Genomic DNA, 17,258 nt, shown 5'->3' with positions numbered 1-17,258 from the left:
AGGGCCTCGAAGCCACGCCATCATATATGAAAATCTATAATTCAATAAAACTTATGTTAAAGCCGAATGGAATATTTTTCCTGTAAAACGAGCTTCTCTTAATAAGCTCAGGATAACATCTACCGTTCCTATTGATTTTCCATGATTCTAAGAAACGACCATCCGGCAGCTGAGGGGCCCGAAGCCACGCATCATCCGTGAAAATCCGTGGGACTAAATAAGCAAACTTCCAGCACCCAGCTTGTATTCTTCAGTTTTTAAAATTTCATCCGCTGGATCCTCACTGCATTCAGGATCGCAAGCAATGCGACCCCGACATCGGCGAAAACCGCTTCCCACATTGTGGCCATTCCTCCGGCTCCGAGAATCAGCACGATAGCTTTTACCACAAATGCCAGCACAATATTCTGCCAGACAATCTTTTTGGTCTGTTTTCCGATTCTGATGGCCATAGGAATTTTGCCCGGCCGGTCATCCTGGATCACAACATCGGCAGTTTCGATGGTTGCATCGCTTCCAAGCCCGCCCATCGCAATTCCGACATCACTTAAGGCTACCACTGGTGCGTCATTTACGCCGTCTCCTACAAAAGCAACCGTCTGCTTTTGAGCTTTAACCTCTTTCACTTTATTGACCTTATCCTCAGGAAGCAGATCACCGTATGCGTTCCGGATTCCCAAAGTCGCGGCAACATGCTGTACCACGGAAGATTTATCGCCGCTCAGCATCGTAGCTGTTACGCCCAGGGATTGCAGCTCAGTAATGGTTTGTTTTGCATCTGCCTTCACCTCATCGGCAATGGTGAGATAGCCTGCAAACTTCTGATTATAAGCTACGGCAATGACTGTATAAACGATATCTTCCGGATTGAAGTCATACCTGATGCCGTATGCATCCATCAGTCTGAAATTCCCGACCAGCAGTTCTTTTCCGTCAACAGTCGCTTTCAGGCCCTGTCCGGCAACTTCCTCTACATTTTCCAGTTTTATGGAATGATCAACTTCTCCGGCGTATTCATGGATAGCTGTAGCTACGGGATGTGAACTGTTGCTTTCCAGAGCATTTATCAGCTTCAGCAGTTCATCTTTGTTAAAATCAGAATTGAAATTCACTTCCTGCACTTTGAAAACACCTTCCGTCAGCGTCCCGGTTTTGTCCATCACCACCTGCCGAACCGTGGCCAGCACGTCCAGGAAATTGCTCCCTTTAAACAAAATCCCGTTCCGGCTTCCAGCTCCGATTCCCCCGAAATAGCCCAGCGGAATGGAAATCACCAAAGCGCACGGACAGGAAATCACCAGGAATACCAATGCCCGGTACAGCCAGTCGCGGAATTCATAATTCCCGACAAAGAAATACGGCAGCAAAGCAATTCCGATGGCCAGGAATACGACAATCGGGGTATAAACTTTAGCAAATTTACGGATGAACAGCTCAGTAGGTGCTTTCTGGGCCGTGGCATTCTGTACCATTTCCAGGATCCGGCTCAACTTGCTGTCTTTGTAATCTGCCATCACTTTTACCTGACTGACGGTATTCAGGTTAATCATTCCTGCCAGGACAACAGCTCCTTTCGTTTTGGTATCGGGCTTACTTTCGCCGGTCAGTGCCGCCGTATTAAAGGAAGCGGTTTCCGACAGCAGTTCACCGTCCAGCCCAAGCTTCTCCCCGGATTTCAGCTGAATAACATCACCGATACTCACTTTTTCAGCTTTTACGGTTTGTGCTTTTCCATCCCGGATAACGGTTACCTCATCAGGACGCTGATCCAGCAGGGTCTTGATATTGGTTTTTGCTCTTGTCACAGCCATGGCCTGAAAGACTTCCCCTACCGAATAAAAAAGCATTACTGCAACTCCTTCCGGATATTCACCTATGGCAAAAGCACCGACGGTGGCGATTCCCATCAGGAAAAACTCAGAGAACACATCGCCGTTCCTAATGCTTTCGAAAGCTTCTTTCAGTACGGGCCATCCTACCGGAATGTATGCAATAAGATACCAGCATAACCTGATCCAGCCTGAAAACCAATCTGGCTTGATAACATGATCCAATAGAATTCCTCCCAACAGAATGACAAAAGATACAATGGCCGGAAGAAACATCTGAAATGCAGATTTGCCTTCCGTATCATGGGAATGACCGTGGTCATGATCATGGCCTTCGTGATTATGGCTATGTTCTTTTTTCGGTTTTGTGTTGCAGCATTCTTCCATAAGGATAATTTTAATCAAAGGTAACGGTAAAGCAAATGCAATGCTATTGCAAATTTTCGAGGCAGTGCTCGCAGATTCCTTTGGCAAAAAGCCGGATCTCATCAATCCTGAAATTCGTATTCAGGGTTTCCGGGAAGGAGATTTCCTCTTTGCAGGTGGTCTGCTTGCAGATTTTGCAGTAGAAATGGAGATGCCGGTCTTTATGGGTGCTTTCGCTGCAGCCGTCGTGGCAAAGCTTGTATTTCGTGGTGGTATTTTCCTGAATGCTGTGGACAATTCCTTTTTCCTCAAATGTTTTCAGGGTACGGTAAATCGTGGTGCGGTCGGCATTTTCAAAATGGCTTTCCACTTCGGATAAAGACAGGGCTGCTTCCTGAGAACTCAGGAAATCATACACCAGGATCCGCATGCTGGTGGGTTTGGTATTCTTATCAAGTAATCGGCTTTCGGTATCTTTTTTCATATTCCTGTTTTTAATGTTCATGTTCTCCGGAATTGGTCAGTTTTGCATTGATGAAATAAGCGCCTTTCACAGCAATTTTTGCATCAGGCGAAATCTCTTTTACAGGTGTCACTGCCGTGTAGCCCATATCAGATGATCCTTTTACCACTTCTACTTTCTTAAAGTTAAGGCTTTCCGGGTTTGTTTCAACCGGCTTTCCGGCTTCTTTCTGATGACTTTCGTAGGCTTCACGCTTTTTATCGGTCCGTATGAATACATAGAATTTCCCGTCGGCTTCCACGATGGCTTCATCGGGAATGGCCGGGGTTACGGTTTTATTAAGGCTTACGATTCCGGTGATGTTCATTCCGTCGATCAGTCCGGTTTTGTTGCCGGTGACATCGGCATGAACGGAAATCGTTTTGCTGTCATTTTCAAATGAGGAACCGATGCTGTAAATTTCCGCATCATATTCCGTTTCGGGATTGTTGGTGAGTTTAAAATGTACCACCTGTCCTACTTTCATCTTCGGAAGATCCTTTTCAAACACCTGGAGATCGAGGTGAATGGAATTGTTATCGATGATTTCCGCCACCGGCGATGAGACATCCACATAGCTTCCGATCTGCGAAGCAATGCTGCTGACCGTTCCGCTGATCGGTGCCGTGATGACCAGGCCGGATCTCATATTGCCGTTGCTTACCGAGCCAGGGTTGATCCCCATCATCTGGAGCTGCCGCAAAAGCGATGCCTTTTTGGTGCGCAGGGTTTTGAGTTCCGCATCGGCACTCTGCAGGTTCTTTCGGGCTCCGGCGTCGTTGTCGAACAGTTCCCGCTGCCGCCGGTATTCCTGTTCGGCGTAAATAATCCGGCTGTTGGTGTTTAAATAGTCTTCCTGAAGCCTGATGAATTCGGGATTGGCAATGGTAGCGATCACCTGTCCTTTCTTCACGGAACTGCCAACCTGGATGTTCAGGGTTCTGATGATACCTCCATAGAGGGAAGTCACCGTCGCTTTGTTGTTATTCGGGACCCGCAGCTGGCCGTTGGCTTTTATGGTGGCCGTCAGTTCCTTCATTTCAATATTGCCCAAAGTAATGCCGACCGCTTTCATCTGTTCTCCCGTTAATGAAGCGATGGTTTGCAGTGTTTCCTGATGCTGTTCTTCCGGCTGTTCCGTTTTATCTTCACTTTCTGCTGATTGTTTCTTACCGCAGCTGAAAATAAAAACAGCCGAAAATAAAAGCAGTATGATGTTATATCTTGATTTCATATTATTTATTGATGATTGAATTGATGAGAATAACCGATTGGTTAACCTGCTGAATGGATTCCAGGTATTTCAGCTGGATGTCTGTGGCGGTCCGTAAGGCGAACAGGTATTCTATATAGGAAATTTCGCCCGTCTTGTAGCCCAATTGTGCTGCTTTTACAATCTTTTCAGCATTCGGAACCGCCTGTTTTATGTAGTAATTATACTGTAGTACATCCTGTTCGTACTGGCTCCATGCATTTTTAAGCCGGATGAAAAGCTGTTTTTCCTGAAACCGGGCATTCGCTTCTGCCGACTGCTTCTGATATTCCAAAGATTGCATCCGTGCTTTTGTGGCTCCGAAAGTAAGCGGGATCGCGACACCTAAGGTTACCGAATGAAAACGGTCTCCCGAATTGTAAAACTGTTCCTGCCCGTTTCTGGTATGGAAGCCGATCAGCGACTGGTTCGTATAGCCGATGCTGAGTTCCGGAAGGCCCTGGGATTTTTCAACTTCTTTATTTTTCTCCGCAATTTCCATTTCCTGATAAAAGGATTTTACGGTAGGATTATTTTTAATTGCCATACTGTCCAATACATTGACCGCTTTCAGAGGTTCGTAGTTTCTGTTCAATGGAACCTCAACGTTTTCCGGAGTATTTAAAAGGATCTGTAAACTGTTGTAGGCATTTTTCAGATAGACTTCATTCTGATTCAGCAAAAGGCTGATCTCCCCTTTCTGGGTTTCCGCGGTGTTGATCTCGATTTTCTTAATATCCCCTGCCTTGAATCTGACCGTCGCAATTCTGATGAAATCCTGATATAAGCTGTCGAGGCTTTTCAGTTTCAATTGGTTGTATTGCAGATATTCAATCTGATAATAATACGTCCGCACCTGCTTCATCAGTTCATTCAATGTAATTTCTTTATCAATCTGACGGCTTCTGATTGTTTCGTTAATCAGTTCTTTCCTTGCTTTAAATAATGTCGGGAAAGGAATGCTCTGGGAAACGGAAAACGACTGGTCGAATTTCGGGCTGTTGTATTGTCCCAGCTGGGCATCAAAACTGAGCTTCGGAAGTTCTTTTGCCGTTCCTCTTAAAGCTTCCGCCGATTGTATGCTTAAATTTTTCGACTGTATATTTAAATGGTTTCCGGTAGCCATGTCCATCGCCTGTTCAATGGAAACAGATCTTGTCTGTGCATTTATCAGTTGCCCGGAAAACAAAAATGCCAGCATGAAGACTGCCGTTATTGGCTTTGGTTTGAATTTCTTCCATGAAATACCGTTATTAAAAATAAGATACAGCATCGGCAGCACGAACAGGGTAAGGAAAGTTGCTGTTACCAGACCACCGATTACGACAGTCGCCAACGGTTTCTGAACTTCCGCTCCGGCACCCGTAGAAACAGCCATCGGTAAAAATCCTAAAGAAGCAACGGTAGCTGTCATGAGAACCGGCCTCAATCTGATTTTTGTTCCTTCAAACACCCTTTTCAGGATATCCTTTTCCCCTTCTTTTTCCAGCTGGTTAAAGGTTCCGATCAGTACAATCCCATTCAGCACAGCCACACCAAACAGCGCAATAAATCCAATTCCTGCACTGATACTGAACGGCATATCCCTGATGACCAGAGCAAAAATGCCTCCAATAGCACTCATTGGGATAGCGGTAAAAATCAAAGCGGCCTGTTTAAAGGAACGGAAGGTAAAATACAGCAGCATAAAGATCAGCAGCAGGGAAACCGGAACGGCAATCATCAGCCTTTTGCTGGCTGCCTGTAAGTTTTCGAACTGTCCTCCATAGGTAAAGTAATAACCTGAAGGCAATTTCACATGATCCAGTTTCGCCTGAATATCTTTTACCACACTTTCCACATCGCGGTCTTTTACATTAAAGCCAATGACGATCCTCCGTTTCCCTTCCTCCCGGCTGATTTGTGCCGGCCCTAATTTATAGCTGATATCCGCAACCTGGGAAAGCGGGATCTGGGTTCCTGAAGCAGTGGCAATCATCAGATTATTTACATCCTCCATATTCGTCCGGTGCAGACTGTCTAGGCGGACAACGAGATCAAAACGCCTTTCATTTTCGAACACCTGCCCGGCACTTTTCCCGGCAAAAGCCGTGCTTACTGCAGCGTTGACGTCTTCGATTGTCAATCCGTAGTTGGCCATCCGGATCCGGTCATATTCCACATTGATCTGCGGAAGCCCGCTGATCCGTTCAATTTGCGGAGCCGTTACCCCTTCCACCTTCTGAATAGTCTTTCCGACTTTATCTGCATACATGGATAAGGAATCCAGATTTTCCCCGAAAATTTTCACGGCCACATCCTGGCGGACGCCGGTCATCAGCTCATTGAACCGCATCTGGATCGGCTGGTTCTTTTCGAAAAAAACGCCGGGAATTACCTCCAGCTTTTCCATTATTTCATCCGCTAATTCTTCGTATGATTTTTTGGATTTCCATTTATCCTGCGGTTTCAGGACGATAATTAAATCTGAAGCTTCAGGCGGCATCGGGTCGGTCGGGACTTCTGCAGAACCGGTTTTCCCGATGACCATTTTTACCTCATCAAACTGTTTGATGATCCCTGAAGCCTGCATCGAGGTTTCTATGCTTTGGCTTAAAGAACTGCCCTGCGGCAAAATGCAGTGAAAGGCATAATCTCCTTCCTGCAGCTGAGGAATAAATTCACCGCCCATATTTTTAAAAATGAACAGCGCGAGAATAAAAACGGCCAGCGTTGCTGAAACGATGCTATATTTAAACCGGATAGCTTTCTGTAACAAAGGCTGATACCTCTGTTGAAGACTGTTCATCATTTTGTCAGAAAATGTTTTCTTTTGGGTTATTTTTTTATATAAAAACAAAGCGCTCATCATCGGAATGTAGGTTAATGACAAAATCAGCGCACCGAGGATGGCAAATCCTACCGTTTTAGCCATCGGCGTGAACATTTTTCCTTCTACTCCCACCAGGGTAAGAATCGGAATATATACGATCAGGATAATGATTTCCCCGAAAGCTGCACTGCTCCTGATTTTGGAGGCAGACCGGAAAACTTCTTCATCCATTTCCGCCTGGGTAAGCTGTTGTGCAGATTTCCTCAGTCCCAGATGATGAACGGTGGCTTCCACAATGATGACCGCGCCGTCTACAATCAGCCCGAAGTCGATGGCTCCGAGGCTCATGAGGTTGGCACTCACGCCAAAAACATTCATCATTCCCAACGCAAATAACAAGGAAAGCGGAATGGCTGAAGCTACAATAAGACCTGCCCTTAAGTTTCCAAGGAAAATGACCAGTACGAAAATGACGATCAGAGCCCCTTCGATGAGATTTTGCTCAACGGTTTTCATCGCCCTTCCCACCAGATCGGTCCTGTCCAGAAACGGTTCGATCACCACATCTGCCGGGAGCGATTTCTGGATGACCGGGATTTTAGCTTTGATGCTATTAACGACTTCATGGCTGTTGGCCCCTTTCAGCATCATCACCACACCTCCTACGGCATCTACCTTTCCGTTGTAAGTCATGGCTCCATAGCGGACGGCACTTCCCAGCCGGACCTCGGCAACATCCTTGACGAAGATCGGGACGCTTCCCGTTTCATTTTTTACGGAAATATTCCTAATGCCTTCGAGAGACTTGACGATCCCGATCCCGCGGATGAAATAGGCATTCGGCTTTTTATCAATGTACGCACCGCCGGTATTCTGATTGTTTTTTTCGAGTGCGGTAAAAATATCGGTAATGCTTACGCCCATGGCTCTCAGCCGGTTGGGGTCTATGGCAACTTCATATTGTTTCAACTGCCCTCCGAAGCTGTTGATTTCCGCGACTCCCGGCGTTCCGTTCAGCTGTCTTCTGACGATCCAGTCCTGCATGGCACGGAGTTCTTTGGGATCATATTTCTTTTCGCTTCCTTTTTTCGGATGGAGAATGTATTGGTAGACTTCGCCCAATCCGGTGCTTACCGGTGCCAGCTCGGGTATCCCGGTTCCTTTGGGAATTTCTTCCGCCGCTTCTTTCAGTTTTTCACTGATCAGCTGACGGGCGAAATAGATCTCGATGTTTTCTTTAAAAACAACGGTTACCACCGACAGTCCGAACCTCGAAATACTTCTGGTTTCTTCGATACCGGGGATATTGGCAATGCTCTGCTCGATGGGAAAAGTGACGAGCTGTTCGACTTCCTGTCCTGCCAGTGTAGGACAGGAAGTGATGATCTGTACCTGGTTGTTGGTGATATCCGGTACCGCATCAATAGGTAACCGGAAAGCACTCCAGACGCCCCAGATAACCAGAAGCAACGTCATGATACCAACAACGGTTTTATTTCTGATACTGAATTGTATGATTTGATCTAACACAAATTAAAATTTAATTGACGAAATCTTTATTTTAAATACAGCATCTGATGAACGGCCAGCACATTTTAAAAATGAACTCACTTTCATTCAGCATGCCTGCTAAAAAAAGACAGTCATAAGTTGAAAAATAGAGATAGGCTGACATTTGAAAATGACAGCTGTAAGAATAACCTGTGGAACCCTGCAACGGAATTGCAAAGTTTCAGGAATTTTAAAAATCAGAAGGGTTAGATCTTAGGCGGCTGCCAGATATGGTCATACACTTGGTAGGCGAAATCATTCGTACGAAAAAGGATTTTCTTTGAAAAATAAGACTGGACATTCACCGGTGTCTCCAGCAAAGCATTCATCTTAAAAGCAGCTACCGTGATCTGGCAACAATTGCAGGTGCATAAAGGGGAACAGATATCTCCTTTGTCTTTCGAATGGGAATCATCAGCTATGAAAGAAAGCGGTGCCTGCGCGGAACCGGATTCTTTGTGCACGTCTTCACACGGCATCATTGACAACGCTATGAAATAGAACGCTAATAAGAATCGAAAGAGGTTCATTTCAACAAAGGTAGGTATTTTTACTTCATGTTGATCTTTCCTTTTTAAATAACCTAAGCACGGACAATAAATCGGATCAGCCGGCGGTAAGAAGGAAGCCGGGATTTTAATGATCAATTGCATCTTTATCAGTTAAATTTATATAAAACTAAATACCGCTGAATTAACGATAAATAAAAAGCCGCTGCAATACACAACGGCTTTTCTTCAGTTTTATAAAATTACAGATTCGGATTGTTCTCTATTTCCTTCTGCGGGATTGAGAACAGGTAATATCTGCTGTTGGGAACAAATGCTGATTGGTCAGGGAAAGCAAAAATGCTGTGCCCCCTTCCGTTGACGGTTTTTACCGTTCCGTCCGGAGTGGTTACCTGCACTTTAATGGCCTGTCCGGCTGCATCGGTATAAGGTTTTCTTACCACGGTTCCCTGGGTCCGGATGATGTCGGACAAAGCAAATCCTTCCCCGAAGAGTTCTTTCCTTCTTTCAATAAGAACTTCTTTAATCACGTCATTCTGGGCCGGAGATCCATTATAAAGATTTGCATTTCTGGTTGCTTTAAGCTGGTTCAGAACAGTGATTGCATTGGCTACATTTCCGTTTCTGGCCTCCGCTTCCGCTTCAATCAGGTACATTTCAGCTGCCCTCATATAGACGATATCGGCAATCAGGTTGGCTTTGAATTTAAATTTGGCATATCTCAGCAATCCTTCCCTGCCCGGATTTCCATCCCATGAAAATAGAGAATAACGGATGTCATTGGTATCAAACAGGTTCTTGAAATACGGATCAGCCATAAAGCTGTAGTAATAGCTTCCCGATGAGGAAACATCCAGGAAGTGGAACGCATAACTTTCTCCCGACTGCTCCTGGGTCTGGCCGTGTCCCCAGATCCATTCCCCGTTGCTGATATCATTGAAGCCCTGTCTGTATTTTTCAGCGGTCATCAGGGCATATCCGTTTCTTGCCAGCTTTGCGGAGGCAGCAGCTTGCGTCCAGTCGCCGGTATTCAGGTAAACCCTTGCCAAAAGACCATTGACTACCGACCGGTCTATTTTATCTTTGTTATTCCTCGAATATTGCTGAAGCAGCTGGTCGGCATCCGTTAAATCGCTTTTGATCAGCGTATAGATCTCTTCCAGGCTCGCTTTTTTCTTTCCCACAGAAGCGGTTGTCGTAGGTTCGGTATAGACCGGAGCCGTCAAGGCTGTTTTATCCTTAAGGTAGCTGAACTGGTAAAAGCTTGCGAGGTTCAGGTAACAGAAAGCCCGTAATGCTTTGGCCTGGCCTTTTACCTGGTTTTTCTTTTCTGGGCTTCCTTCCGCTGCATCAATTTTAGCGAGTACATTATTCATGTTATTGATCGTAGAGTACAATAGGCTCCAGATGAACAGCGGCCGGCTTCCGGTATTGTTCACCAGATCGGTAAAAGCATAGGCTCCTGGGAAACCATATTTGTTGGTTAATACGGCAACATCGCTTCCCATGGCATCGCTGGTCCTCAACACGGTCGAATACCCGATGTTGGCATAAGTAGGCCCGTCATCATTAAATTTGGCCCAGGTCCCGTTGATAACTGTTTCCGCGCTTTCCGCTGTCTTGAAGACTTCTTCCTCATTGGCCTGATTGGTAGGTGCCGTTTCCAGTTCGCTTTCACAGCCTGTAAAAGACAAAGCAGTGATGATCAGTAAAGACAGATATTTCAGTTTTTTCATTGTTTTCAATTTTAAATATTAAAGGGTTGCCTGCAGGCCGAATGTTACCGTTTTCATCGCCGGATACCGGTAATAGGTGGTTCCGTCTAGGGTTTGCTCTGGATCCATTCCTTTGTGTTTATAGAAGGTCAGGAGATTTTCCGCCTGGATGTAGATCCTGAATTTCTTCAATCCTATTTTTTCAAAATAATCCGACGGCAAAGTATATCCGAGGCTTACATTTTTCACTCTGGCATAAGTACCGGAATATAAAAACCGGGAGGATGCTGAAGTCCAGTTGTTGGTGGTGGTGCTTAAGCCGGGAACGTCGGTATACCGATTTTCAGGTGTCCACCGGTTGAGCATTTCCGCGCTCCACGCCCTTCCCGCAGAACTTCCGTTATGCATCAGCATGGTATAATCGGTATCCAGGATTTTACCGCCGATAGCAAATGACACCAGTGTTGAAAAATCAAAGTTTTTATACGCCAGGCTGGTCGTAAATCCGCCTATTACTTTAGGAAGCGATGAGCCCTGTAACGTTTTTGTTGCTTTTGCATATTCCGAAGTTGTTCCTTCCACGGTATTGCCGCCGGCATCTGTTGCGATCGTTTTCCAGAGAGGTTTTCCGTTTGACGGATCTACGCCCACCCATTCGGGGATAAAGAAATCATAAACGGAGCCTCCGACCTGTAATAATTTGGTACCGGTAACTACCGATCCTTTCGGGAGCCTGGTGATTTCATTTTTCAGGGTACTCAGGTTTACGTCCACGTTCCATTCGAAATTTTTGGTTTTAACCGGTGTCGTAAACAGGGAAAATTCGAAACCCGTATTTTTAAGCTCGCCGATATTCGCCTGGTATTCGCTGAATCCTAATGACGGCGCCAGCGGCATCCCGAATAGGAGGTCTTTACTTTTCCGCTGGAAATATTCCACATTTCCTTTGATCCTGTTGTTTAAAATTGAAAATTCAAGGCCTGCATTAAAGTTAAGATTGGTTTCCCATTTCAGGTCCGGAGTCGGCAATCTGCCGGCCACGGTTCCACCTTCTCCCAGGTTGTTGTAAAAGGTATACAGGCTCTGGTAAGCGTAGTAGGTATTCAGTTTGTCATTTCCCTGTCCGCCGTAGCTTGCCCGGAGGGTCAGCTGGTTAAAAACGTTGAGGTTTCTGATGAAATCTTCATTGGAAGCTTTCCATGAGGCACCGGCAGACCAGAAGGTTCCCCATCTGTTTTCGGGAGCGAACCTTGAAGAGCCATCAGCCCTTACGGATCCGGAGATGAAGTATTTATTTTTAAAATCATATTCCGCTTTTCCCAGGAAACTCAGCAGTCCGAGCTGATCGCTGTTTCCCGTAAAGCCTCCCAGTAAAGCAGCAGCATCCGGCTCATAATAATACGGCAATGAAAACTGGCTCCTGTTTCCCGAAATCGTCTGGTATTCGTAATGGTAAAATTCCTGACCGCCCAGAATATTGATGTGGTGCTGCCCGAATTTTTTATCGTAGTTTAAAATATTGCTGGTGGTATAAGATAAGGTCCTGGAATTGGTCTTGGTAACCGAACCGCCGATCTCTGAGCCTTCGCCCAGCAAAGGATTCGTATAGTAATGTCCATTGTAATTCACGAGATCAATAGAGAAACTGGACCTAAATTTAAGTTCGGGTAAAAAGGTAAATTCGGCAAATCCTTTTCCGGAAAAGTTATCTTCCCGGTTTTCATTTTTATCCAGTGGGAGCGTTGCGGCGGCATTTTCATTCTGCAATGCGCTGGTCGGCCTGTATTTTCCAAAGTCGTAGAGATAGTTCCCATTGGAATCCAGCCTGTAGCTTCCGTCAGCATTCCTTTCGTAATAAGGGTAGAACGAAGGGATGATCCGGGCTGCATTGATGACATTATCGGTTCTGGAATCAGAGGATGGCGGCGCCTGCTGAAGGCTGTTCGTGTATGCCAGGTTAGCCCCGACATTCAGCCATTTTTTTACTTCAGAAGTGAGCTTTAGCCGTGTACTGTATTTCCTGAAACCGGATTCGATGGCAATTCCTTTGTCATCCAGGTAGCCCAGAGAGAAAAAGTAATTGCTCTTTTCATTTCCACCGCTGAAATCCAGATCGGCCTGGTTTCTGGATGCCACCCGCTGCAGGATGTCCTTCCAGTTGTCATTCCATAAAGCGGTAGCACCCGGCAAAAGCCTTCCGTCTGTTCCCACAGGTTTTTCATACTGTGTCCCGTAAGGATTGATTCCTAAAGCATTCACCAGATTGTCCGTTGCCATCTGCGCAGCCTGCTGACCGGAGATCTGTCCGGACTGATAGCCGTTCCTCAACGCTTCCCAATACAGCTGGAAATACTGATCCGTTGTTACCTGTGCATAATCCTTTACTGCTCTGCCTGAAAACCCCTGGCTTATATTAAAGTTTATTCTGGCTTCGCCTTTTTTACCGGATTTTGTGGTAACAATAATCACTCCGTTTGCTCCCCTGGAACCGTATAACGAACTTGCCGTCGCGTCTTTCAGAACGCTGATCGATTCAATGTCATTTGGGCTGATGGAATTGATGTTTCCGTCGAAAGGAATCCCGTCTACTACAAACAGCGGATTGCTCGATGCGCTTACCGAACCGATTCCCCTAATCCGGATGGAAGCAGTGGAACCCGGCTGACCCGAAGCACTGACCGCCTGAAGTCCCGGAACCTGGCCTTCCAGCGCTTTTGTAATATTGGTAACCGGCCTGTTGTTGATTTTTTCGCTGGAAATGGTTGCTACCGAACCGGTATAACTGTTTTTCTTCGCTTTTCCGTAAGCCACCACTACCACTTCATCAATCTCCTTCTCATGAAGGGTGTCTTTTTTGATCTCCTGCCCCTGAACGTGCACTATCCCGAAGAAAAATGCAGCTACCGGAGGAACCAAAGCTTTAAGACCGATTAAATCTTTGTTAATCATAATCTATTTTCTTTACTGTTAATTTAATTTTTAAATTTTATAGAAAAGACAGCAAAGAGGACCATTGATCATGATTAACCTATTGCTTATCTTTCCTTTTTTCAAGGCTGAATGTAACACCTTACCATATGCAGGTTGTTAAGATTTCATCGGGTCAGTTCCCTCCATCTTTCTTTATAAGCCGTTGCAAATCTAAAAACAAAAAGTCTACAAAACAAGTAGACTTTAAAATTACCCGTATAAATTTTATAAAAATTAACATAATTTTATTTTAAAAACAACAAATACAAGACATTACAAAAAATGTTAAATTTTCAAATATGAGAAATATCATTAAACATTATGCAATCATCAATCTGATGTTCTAAATTTTAAGTTCCTGATCCAAAAAACTTATTAATTTTACAGGATGAAAATTCTAATCATCAACGGCCCGAACCTTAATCTGCTGGGAACAAGAGAGCCGGAAATTTACGGAACCGTTTCTATGGAGGACTATCTGGATACTTTAAGATCCGAATTTTCTTCTGTGGAACTCGAGTATTACCAGTCGAATATCGAAGGGGAAATTATCAATTGCCTTCAGAAGGATGAATTTGATGCATTGGTCATCAATCCCGGTGCATATACGCATTATTCCTATGCAATTGCGGATTGTTTGAAGAATATCAGTAAACCAAAAGTAGAGGTTCACATCAGCAATATTTACAAAAGGGAAGAGTTCCGACAGAAGTCGGTGACGGCGGCCAATACGGACGCAGTGTTATCGGGGTTCGGAATGGCCGGATATCGGTTGGCGGTGTTGAGCCTGATATCTGCTTAGTTAATTGTAGATTTATTTTCTCACGGATGGCACAGATTTTCACGGATATATGATTGCGATTTCATCTTAACACATAAGTCACAGAGAGAATTTTAATAGTTTGAAAATATTTCAGAACACATGAGATTAAAAAATCTAAGATTTTTTAAAAACTTTTGTGGTGAAATTTTTCGGTTAGATGTAAGCAGAGATAATGTTGCTTCAAGGCCCTCAGCTACCGGATTGTCGTATATAAGAATTAAAAAAAATCCTCAGCATTTTGTTGCTGAGGATTCTGTATTTTAATTAGTGGTTCTGCGTCTGTAACTGCGGACCTGAAGGAATTAGCTTCTTCCCTTCTTCGGTGTTGCAGTACTGCTCGAAGTTTTTGATGTACTTGGCAGCAAGGTCTCTTGCTTTTTCTTCCCACTCTCCTGCATTGCTGTAGGTATTTCTAGGATCCAAGATGCCTTCGGAAACATTAGGCAATGCGGTAGGAACTTCAAGGTTCATGATCGGGATTCTTGTTTTCGGAGCATTTTCGATAGAACCGTCGATAATGGCATCAATGATGGCGCGGGTATCCTTTAAAGAGATTCTCTTGCCGGTACCGTTCCAACCGGTGTTTACCAGATAGGCTTTTGCGCCGTGCTCTTTCATTTTTCCGATCAGGGTTTTGGAATACATGGTCGGATGCAATGTAAGAAAAGCTTCCCCGAACGCCGGTGAGAAAGATGGTTCCGGCTCAGTGATTCCCCTTTCCGTTCCGGCTAATTTTGAGGTATACCCGCAAAGGAAATGGTATTGTGCCTGGTCTTCATTCAGTATGGAAACCGGAGGCAGTACGCCAAATGCATCGGCAGAAAGGTAAACGATTTTTTTCGCATGCCCCGCTTTTGAAGGCAATACGATTTTATTGATATGGTAAATCGGATAGGAAACCCTTGTATTTTCAGTGATGGACCCGTCGGTATAATCGGAAACCCCGTTGTTTACGACAACGTTTTCAAGAAGCGCGTCTCTTTTGATGGCCCTGAAGATATCCGGTTCTTTTTCTGCGGAAAGGTCAATTACTTTGGCATAGCACCCTCCTTCGTAGTTGAATACACCGTTGTTGTCCCAACCGTGCTCATCGTCACCGATCAGGTATCTTTTCGGATCTGCAGACAAGGTCGTTTTTCCGGTTCCTGAGAGACCGAAGAAAAGGGCAACATCCCCTTCTTCGCCTACATTGGCGGAACAGTGCATGGAAGCCATGCCTTTTAACGGCAGGTAATAATTCATCATCGCGAACATTCCTTTTTTCATCTCGCCGCCGTACCAGGTACCGCCGATGATCTGAAGCTTTTCCGTCAGGTTGAACATCACAAAGTTTTCAGAATTCAGTTCCTGCTCTTTCCAGTTCGGGTTGGTGGTTTTGGAACCGTTAATTACCGTAAAATCCGGCTCGCCGAAGTTTTCAAGCTCGTAGTGAGAAGGACGGATGAACATATTCGTCACGAAGTGTGCCTGCCAGGCCACCTCAACAATAAATCGCACTTTTAATCTGGTATCGGCATTGGTTCCGCAGAATGAATCTACAACATAGATTTTCTTAGCATCAGAAAGCTGGTTCAGCACTAATTCTTTACAAGAGCTGAAAGTTTCCGGTGTCGTCGGCAGGTTTACTTTACCGTCCCAGAAAATAGTTTCTCTCGTAACATCATCCTGAACTATATACCTGTCTTTAGGTGAACGACCTGTGAAAATCCCTGTTTTTACTGATACGGCACCAGATTCCGTAAGCTCAGCTTTTTCAAAGCCCTGGTTCTCAGGAGAAATTTCAGCCTGATACAATTCCTCGTACGACGGATTGTACACAACTTCAAAGTTTCCCTTAATCCCTAATTTTTCTAAATCCCGGATGATTTTAGTGTTTTTCATTTTACTTATATTTCTATTTCTTTTTTGGAGTCTAACAAAATTAATATTAATTAATTGTTAAAAGTGGTTTAAATATAATGATATAAGTCAGAATGACAAATAAAAAAACAAGTTTATAAACAACTGAATATCAATAAACTAAATCGGAATAGTTGAAAATTGTGTTAAAACCTTTTCCCCAAAAATAGTCCTTAAAGCCGTCAAATTTTGCACTCATTACAAAATCTCCGCCCCATGCCCCCAGACTTTTAACAAAAACAGGGCAATCCGCAAAAAAACGAGCTTTAACTGTGGGAATTTCAAGGAAATCCGAAATTTTTTGCTCATGAATTAACATTAACCTTGAAAAATTTTCCAATTCGTTACATAGTAAAATATTTCTTGTAAGATCCGAAAATCCATCAACGTGCTTTTGAGACTTATTTTTTGAACGGTAAAAAGCAATTCCTTCCCGGCTGTCCTGTTTCTGATTGAGGTGAATAAAGATCAGCTGATTTTTAAAGGAAGGGTCGAAATTTACCTTCTCATATTTAATCTCAGGAACGCTCTGGTAAAGAACTGCCGATTTCTCTTTTGCTACAGCAATATCGTATCCGCTTCCCCCAAGGCTTATCTTATTTAAATGGAACGGATCGATCTCTGCCCATTGTGCAAGATTGGTCATTAGGGTAGAACTGCTGCCTAAGCCATAGTCGGCCGGAAACTGAAGGTTGGTGGTTAAATGATAGGAAAGATTATGTTTGAATTTAACAGAAGAGAGCGCCTGAACATTTTTTAAGGTTTTTAAAATAAACTTAGCGCTTGAAGGGATATTGGTTTCCAAAACCCGCCAGCTTTGGTAACAGATGACTGCTTTCAGCCATAATTTGCCCTGATGAAAGGCCTGCCAGAAGATAAGGGAATGTCCGTCCGGCTTTTCTTCAAAAGAAAACTCTTGTCCCAGCCGGGTTGGTACGGCTAAGACAAGAGCTCCGTCCATTGCGAAATATTCTGAAGTAAGCATCAGCTTTCCCGGTGAAAATATCTCGCCCATGATTTTTTCAATTAA

Annotated in this window: 10 protein-coding genes and 1 riboswitch; of the genes, 1 reads left to right on the top strand and 9 read right to left on the bottom strand. The window is 44.4% G+C overall.

Annotated features, from left to right (window positions below; all coding sequences use genetic code 11):
- Positions 1 to 257 precede the first annotated feature (257 nt).
- The 7 genes from FY557_RS07520 to FY557_RS07490 all read right to left on the bottom strand — a co-directional run bounded on the left by FY557_RS07520 (position 258) and on the right by FY557_RS07490 (position 13,485).
- Positions 258 to 2,216, bottom strand: a complete 1,959-nt coding sequence (locus FY557_RS07520; protein ID WP_185151677.1) for a heavy metal translocating P-type ATPase — start codon at positions 2,214 to 2,216, stop codon at positions 258 to 260.
- Positions 2,217 to 2,259: 43 nt separating this feature from the next.
- Complete coding sequence (locus FY557_RS07515; RefSeq protein WP_149246670.1) at positions 2,260 to 2,679, bottom strand: Fur family transcriptional regulator; 420 nt, start codon at positions 2,677 to 2,679, stop codon at positions 2,260 to 2,262.
- 10 nt (positions 2,680 to 2,689) lie between these two features.
- Complete coding sequence (locus FY557_RS07510; RefSeq protein ID WP_149246669.1) at positions 2,690 to 3,931, bottom strand: efflux RND transporter periplasmic adaptor subunit; 1,242 nt, start codon at positions 3,929 to 3,931, stop codon at positions 2,690 to 2,692.
- A gap of 1 nt (position 3,932) precedes the next feature.
- Positions 3,933 to 8,291 carry a CusA/CzcA family heavy metal efflux RND transporter gene (locus FY557_RS07505; RefSeq protein ID WP_149246668.1) on the bottom strand — a complete coding sequence of 1,453 codons (4,359 nt, stop codon included), beginning with the start codon at positions 8,289 to 8,291 and terminating at the stop codon, positions 3,933 to 3,935.
- Between the two features lie 227 nt (positions 8,292 to 8,518).
- Positions 8,519 to 8,842 (bottom strand): DUF6660 family protein, encoded by a 324-nt coding sequence (locus FY557_RS07500; RefSeq protein WP_149246667.1) that lies wholly within the window; start codon positions 8,840 to 8,842, stop codon positions 8,519 to 8,521.
- 221 nt (positions 8,843 to 9,063) lie between these two features.
- The gene (locus FY557_RS07495; protein WP_149246666.1) at positions 9,064 to 10,557 is read right to left on the bottom strand and encodes a RagB/SusD family nutrient uptake outer membrane protein; all 1,494 of its coding nucleotides are present in this window, start codon (positions 10,555 to 10,557) and stop codon (positions 9,064 to 9,066) included.
- An 18-nt stretch (positions 10,558 to 10,575) separates the two neighbouring features.
- Complete coding sequence (locus tag FY557_RS07490) at positions 10,576 to 13,485, bottom strand: SusC/RagA family TonB-linked outer membrane protein (RefSeq protein WP_149246665.1); 2,910 nt, start codon at positions 13,483 to 13,485, stop codon at positions 10,576 to 10,578.
- 83 nt (positions 13,486 to 13,568) lie between these two features.
- Positions 13,569 to 13,668: riboswitch (SAM riboswitch) on the bottom strand.
- Positions 13,669 to 13,894: 226 nt separating this feature from the next.
- On the opposite strand from FY557_RS07490, the gene FY557_RS07485 reads away from it, so the two are divergent.
- Positions 13,895 to 14,308, top strand: coding sequence for a type II 3-dehydroquinate dehydratase (locus tag FY557_RS07485; protein WP_149246664.1), 414 nt, complete (start codon positions 13,895 to 13,897; stop codon positions 14,306 to 14,308).
- Between the two features lie 285 nt (positions 14,309 to 14,593).
- Here the strand turns inward: FY557_RS07485 and pckA are convergent, their stop codons facing one another.
- Together pckA and FY557_RS07475 are read right to left on the bottom strand one after the other, a co-directional pair.
- Complete coding sequence (gene pckA, locus FY557_RS07480) at positions 14,594 to 16,210, bottom strand: phosphoenolpyruvate carboxykinase (ATP) (RefSeq protein ID WP_149246663.1); 1,617 nt, start codon at positions 16,208 to 16,210, stop codon at positions 14,594 to 14,596.
- A 130-nt stretch (positions 16,211 to 16,340) separates the two neighbouring features.
- Positions 16,341 to 17,243 carry a GYDIA family GHMP kinase gene (locus FY557_RS07475; protein WP_149246662.1) on the bottom strand — a complete coding sequence of 301 codons (903 nt, stop codon included), beginning with the start codon at positions 17,241 to 17,243 and terminating at the stop codon, positions 16,341 to 16,343.
- Between the last annotated feature and the right edge of the window lie 15 nt (positions 17,244 to 17,258).

Source organism: Chryseobacterium sp. SN22 (assembly GCF_008329705.1).
Taxonomy (GTDB): domain Bacteria; phylum Bacteroidota; class Bacteroidia; order Flavobacteriales; family Weeksellaceae; genus Chryseobacterium.
This window is presented reverse-complemented; position numbering and strand designations above follow the sequence as displayed.

Excerpts from the sequence above, each read along its gene's own strand:
- FY557_RS07520 (WP_185151677.1), bottom strand. The coding sequence starts at position 2,216 with ATGGAAGAATGCTGCAACACAAAACCGAAAAAAGAACATAGCCATAAT.
- FY557_RS07515 (WP_149246670.1), bottom strand. The coding sequence starts at position 2,679 with ATGAAAAAAGATACCGAAAGCCGATTACTTGATAAGAATACCAAACCC.
- FY557_RS07510 (WP_149246669.1), bottom strand. The coding sequence starts at position 3,931 with ATGAAATCAAGATATAACATCATACTGCTTTTATTTTCGGCTGTTTTT.
- FY557_RS07500 (WP_149246667.1), bottom strand. The coding sequence starts at position 8,842 with ATGAACCTCTTTCGATTCTTATTAGCGTTCTATTTCATAGCGTTGTCA.
- FY557_RS07495 (WP_149246666.1), bottom strand. The coding sequence starts at position 10,557 with ATGAAAAAACTGAAATATCTGTCTTTACTGATCATCACTGCTTTGTCT.
- FY557_RS07490 (WP_149246665.1), bottom strand. The coding sequence starts at position 13,485 with ATGATTAACAAAGATTTAATCGGTCTTAAAGCTTTGGTTCCTCCGGTA.
- FY557_RS07485 (WP_149246664.1), top strand. The coding sequence starts at position 13,895 with ATGAAAATTCTAATCATCAACGGCCCGAACCTTAATCTGCTGGGAACA.
- pckA (WP_149246663.1), bottom strand. The coding sequence starts at position 16,210 with ATGAAAAACACTAAAATCATCCGGGATTTAGAAAAATTAGGGATTAAG.
- FY557_RS07475 (WP_149246662.1), bottom strand. The coding sequence starts at position 17,243 with ATGGGCGAGATATTTTCACCGGGAAAGCTGATGCTTACTTCAGAATAT.